At 74.9% G+C, this 5,193-nt stretch carries 3 protein-coding genes; 1 reads left to right on the top strand and 2 read right to left on the bottom strand.

The genetic code is table 11. The annotated features are described in order from the left end of the window. Positions 1-438, top strand: a 438-nt coding sequence (locus ACWCO3_RS31160; RefSeq protein ID WP_450013457.1) for a hypothetical protein, incomplete at its 5' end; no start/stop codon positions are given. On the opposite strand, the gene ACWCO3_RS31155 is transcribed toward ACWCO3_RS31160, so the two are convergent. Next, a complete protein-coding gene (locus tag ACWCO3_RS31155; protein ID WP_450013459.1) occupies positions 435-854 on the bottom strand; it encodes a sulfotransferase domain-containing protein in 420 nt (139 codons plus the stop codon). The genes ACWCO3_RS31160 and ACWCO3_RS31155 overlap by 4 nt on opposite strands. After that, on the bottom strand, positions 757-5,193 hold a 4,437-nt coding region (locus ACWCO3_RS31150), incomplete at its 5' end, for an SDR family NAD(P)-dependent oxidoreductase (protein ID WP_450013455.1). The genes ACWCO3_RS31155 and ACWCO3_RS31150, both read right to left, overlap by 98 nt.

The raw sequence follows: 5,193 nt of genomic DNA, 5'->3' as shown, positions 1-5,193 counted from the left end.
GAGATGGTCAAGACGGTCACCCTGCTGGCCGCCGGTGGGATCGGCGAGATCAGTTGGTTGCCGTTGGCGTACAACCCGAACAACGCGGCCGGCAGCGAGGTCCGCTACGGCCTGCTCGACCCGGACGGCACCGAACGCGAAGCCGGCCGGATGTTGGCGAGCCTGGCCGACGCGGCCCGGGGCGCCACCGTCACCCCGCTGCCGGCCTCGGCGGCCGACAAGCTGCACGGGGTCGCCTTCGTCCGCGGTGGGTCGAGCACGCTGGTGCTCTGGTCGGCGTCGAACGTTCCGGTGACCGTGCCGGCGGCACCCGGTAGGCAGACCGGTGCGGTGGGTGCACCGCTGCGGGCGACCGGCGGTGGCACCACAGTGACCGACGTGCCCGTGCTGCTACGCGCCGACCAGCCGGTCGACCGGATCCTCGCCGACGTTCGTTAATCCGACTCGGCGGGCCAGGGGTCGGGCCAGTCGAGCAGGGCGGCCAGGCGGGCGTTGTGCGGCGCGAAGTACGCGGTCAGCCGATCCCGCAGCTGCGGGGTGAGCTGCGAGGCGCCCTCGTCGACGCGGCGGGTGTGCCGGGTGAACGCCTCGGGTGTGAAGGCCGGCAGGTCGAGGAAGTCCAGGATCGCGCGGTAGGTGCCCGCCGGGTCGGCGTGCAGGTCCTCGGTCCGGGCGACGTGGATCCGTTCCCGTGGGACGTGCGCGAACCACCGCTGCACCTGCTCGGCGTAGCGGCCTCGGGCAGCGTACGAGTAGTTACGTAACGCCCGGTGCGCGGCGTGGGTGTCCGGGCCGCCGCGCGTAGCCCGAGCGAGCCGCTCCTCCTCGGCGTCGAGCGCGTCGGCGAAGGTCAGCGAGGTCGGAGATCAGCGGGATCGTCGGCGGCGCGTACGTGAGTTCGGCGGCGATCCGGCCGAACTCGGCGAGCATCGGGTCCATGTGCGCGGAGTGGAAGGCGTGGCTGACGTTGAGCCGCTTGGCCCGTCGCCCGTCCGCGCGCCACCGCTCGACGAGCAGGTCGACGGTGTCCGCGTCGCCGGCGACGACCACCGAGTCGGGGCCGTTGACCGCGGCGATCGACACGTCGCCGGTCAGCAGTGGCCGGATCTCCGCCTCGGTGCCCTGCATCGCCACCATCGCACCGCCGGAGGGGAGCGCCTGCATCAGCCGGCCCCGCGCGGCGACCAGCCGTGCGGCGTCGGGCAGGGACAGGACGCCTGCGACGTGCGCGGCGGCGAGCTCACCGATGGAGTGGCCGAGCAGGTAGTCGGCTGTCACGCCGCGCGCTTCGAGGAGGCGGTACAGGGCCACTTCGAGGGCGAAGAGCGCCGGCTGGGTGAACTCGGTGCGGTCCAGCAGGGCCGCGTCACCGGTGCCCGGCTCGGCGAACATGACGTCGAGCAGCGGGCGGTCGAGGTGCGGGGCGAACGCGGCCCGGATCTCGTCGAGCGCTGCGGCGAAGACCGGTTCGGTGGCGTACAGGTCTCGGCCGGCACCCGGGCGTTGGCTGCCCTGGCCGGTGAAGAGGAAGGCGAGCTTGCCGGTGGCGGTGGCGGTTCCGCCGATGACCGACGGGCCGGGCTCACCGGCCGCGACGGCGTGCAGGCCGGACCGCAGGGCGTCGGCGTCGGCGGCCAGGACGACCGTCCGGTGCTCCAGGGCGGAGCGGGTGGTGGCCAGGGAGCGGGCGAGGGTCACGCCGGTTCCGGCCTCGACGTGCCGGTCCACACCGGCGGCGAGGAGCCGTTCGGCCTGGGCCCGCAGCGCCCGGTCGGAGCGTCCGGACAGAACGTACGGAAGCTGTCGCGTCGACGGGACCGGGCCCGGGGCGGTCACGTCGGGCTGCGCGACGGGCGCAGGTTGTTCGAGGATGACGTGGGCGTTGGTGCCGCTCACCCCGAACGCCGAGACCGCCGCGCGGCGCGCCCGACCGGTCTCCGGCCACGGCTGCGCCGAGGTCAGCAGCCGCACCGCGCCGGCCGACCAGTCCACGTGCGGTGTCGGCTCGTCCACGTGCAGGGTCCGGGGCGCGAGGCCGTGCCGCATCGCCTGGATCATCTTGATGATCCCGCCGATGCCGGCGGCGGCCTGGGCGTGCCCGATGTTCGACTTGAGCGAGCCCAGCAGCAGTGGTTGCTCGGCCGGTCGACCCCGCCCGTACGTGGCGAGCAGCGCCTGCGCCTCGATCGGGTCGCCGAGTGTGGTGCCGGTGCCGTGCGCCTCGACCACGTCGACGTCCGCCGTGGACAGGCCGGCGTCGGCCAGCGCCTCGACGATCACCCGCTGCTGCGCGGGCCCGTTCGGGGCGGTCAGTCCGTTGGACGCGCCGTCCTGGTTGACCGCGCTGCCCCGGATCACGGCGAGCACTGTGTGCCCGTTGGCCAGGGCGTCCGACATCCGTTCCAGGACCACGAACCCGACGCCCTCGGCCCAACCGGTGCCGTCGGCACCGGCGGCGAAGGCCTTGCACCTGCCGTCCGGCGCGAGTCCACCCTGCCGGCTGAACTCGACGAAGACCGCCGGGCTCGACATGACCGCGACGCCGCCGGCCAGGGCTAGCGTGCACTCCCCCTGCCGCAGCGCGCGGGCCGCCCAGTGCAGGGCGACGAGCGACGACGAACACGCCGAGTCGATGGTGACGGCCGGCCCCTCGAAGCCGAAGGTGTAGGCGACCCGGCCGGACATCACGCTTGTCGCGTTGCCGGTCAGGCGGTACCCCTCGACCCCGGGTGGTGGCGGTGCGCCCTCCCCGTACCCGAGGTGGGCGCCGCCGACGAAGACGCCGGTCCGCCGGCCGCGCTGGGCCCGTGGCGGCAGGCCCGCGTCTTCGAGGGCCTGCCAGGCGGTCTCCAGCAGGAGCCGCTGCTGCGGGTCCATCGCCAGGGCCTCGCGGCCGTTCACCCCGAACAGGTCGGCGTCGAAGTCCGCCGCGTCGTGCAGGAAGCCGCCGGAGCGGGTGTACGCGGTGCCCTGGTGGTCCGGGTCCGGGTGGTAGAGCGCGTCGAGTGCCCAGCCACGGTCGGCGGGGAAGCCGGAGATGACGTCGGCCTCGTCGGCGACCAGCCGCCACAGGTCGTCGGGTCCCTGCACGCCGCCCGGGAATCGGCAGGACATGCCGACCACGACGATCGGGTCGTCGTCGGGTGCCACTGTCGACGCCGGGACCGGTGCTGCGGTGGCGGGCTGGTCGAGCAGCCGGTCGCGTAGGTAGCGGGCCACCGCGAGCGGGTTCGGGTGGTCGAAGACGAGGGTGGCGGGCGGCGCGAAGCCGACGTCGCGGCGCAGCCGGTCCCGCAGGTCCACGCCGGTGAGCGAGTCGACACCCATCTCGCGGAACGCCTGCTCCGCGCCGACCGCGTCCGGCCCGGCGTGACCGAGGACGGCGGCGGTGACGCCACGGACGAGGGTGAGCAGGTGGTGTTCCTGCTCGGCCGGGGCCAGCGCGGCCAGCGTCTCGGCCAGCGGCGTGGCGGTCTGCTCGACGGTCTGACCGACCAGCGCCCGCACCTGCGGCAGGTCGTCGATCAACGGCCGGGGTCGGGCGGCGCTGAAGATGGGGGCGAAACGGGACCAGTCGACGTCGGCGACCGCCACGTAGGTCTCGTCGCCGTCCACGGCCTGACGCAGCGCGGCGACAGCGGTCTGCGGGTCGAGGACCGGCAGTCCGCGCCGGAACAGCAGGGTTTCGGTGCCGGCGTCGACCATCCCGCCGTCGCCCCACGGACCCCAGGCGACCGAGGTGGCGGTCAGGCCCCGGGTTCGCCGGTCGTCGGCGAGGGCGTCCAGGTAGGCGTTCGCCGCGGCGTACCCGCTCTGCTCGCCGCTGCCCCAGAGCGCGGCGATCGAGCTGAACAACACGAATGCGTCGAGCGGGGTCTCGGCGAGGAGCCGGTCCAGGTGGGCGGCGCCGGCGACCTTGGCGGCAGCGACCTCGGCGAGCCCGGCCGGATCGTCGTCGAGTGTTGCGGCGAATCGCAGGGCGCCGGCGGTGTGGAAGACGGCGGTCAGGTCCCCGATGGTGTCGAGCAGGTCGGCGAGGGCGTCGGCGTCGGCGACGTCGCAGGCGGCGATGGTGACGCGGGCGCCGAGCGCGGTCAGTTCGCTGTGCAGCTGGTCCGCGCCGGGGGCGTCGGCGCCGGCCCGGCTGGTCAGCACCAGGTGGGGGGTGCCCGCGCCAGCGAGCCAGCGGGCCACGTGCGCGCCGAGCGCGCCGGTGCCGCCGGTGATCAGGATGCTGCCGCGGGGCGACCAAGTGGTCGGGGTGGTGGGCGGGGCTGCCGGTACGACACGTCGGACGTGGACGCCGGTGTCCCGGATGGCGACCTGATCCTCGGTGGTGGTGCTGCGTACCACCGCCCAGAGCCGGGCGAGGCTGTGCGCGTCGGGGTTCTCCGGCAGGTCGGCGAGGCCGGCCCAGGTGTCGGGGAGTTCGAGGGCGGCGACCCGGCCGTACCCCCACACGGTGGCCTGGTGCGGGCTGATCCGGGGTTCGTCGCCGACGCGTACCGCGCCGGTGGTGACGGCCCAGAGCGGGGTGCCCGGCGGAAGGTCGCGGAGCAACGCCGAGGTGCCGGTCAGGCCACGGGACAGGTGTGGGTGGTCCGGGTCGGGGCGCTCGTCCAGGGCGAGCAGGGACAGCACGCCGCCGATCTGGCCCGGGTCGATGGTGGGCAGTGCGCCGGCCGGCACCGCGATCACGTCCGGACCGCCGGCGGCCAGGAGGCCTGCGGTCATCGGGAGGTCGAGGTCGGGGACGACGATCAGCCAGCGGCCGGGGCGGGGGGCGGTGGTGACGTCCCGGACCGGCCAGTCGACGCGGTAGCGCAGGCCGGGGTCGGTGCCCTGGCGTCGCCAGGCGCGCAGCGCGGGGAGAACCTCGTCGAGGGGGCGGTCGGCGGCGACGCCGAGCAGGTCGGCGAGGTCGCCGCGGTCGACGGCCTGCCAGAACGGGGTGTCGGGGGCAGCGGTGTCGTCCTCCAGCCAGAAGCGCTGCCGTTGGAAGGCGTAGGTGGGCAGGTCGACGAGACGCCCGCCGGTCAGGCAGGGCGTCCAGTCGACAGCGACACCGCGCACGAAGACCTGCGCGAGGGCGGCCAGCAGCGTGGGCAGCCCGGGGCCCCGGGTGAAGACCGGCGTGATCGCGGTGCCGAGCCGTAGCCGGGGTTGCCAGGCGGCGGCGAGGGCCAGCGGGGT

The sequence above is a fragment of the Micromonospora sp. NPDC002411 genome (assembly GCF_053592955.1).
Note: the sequence above shows the minus strand (reverse complement) of the source record. Positions and strands in the feature narration are given on the sequence as shown.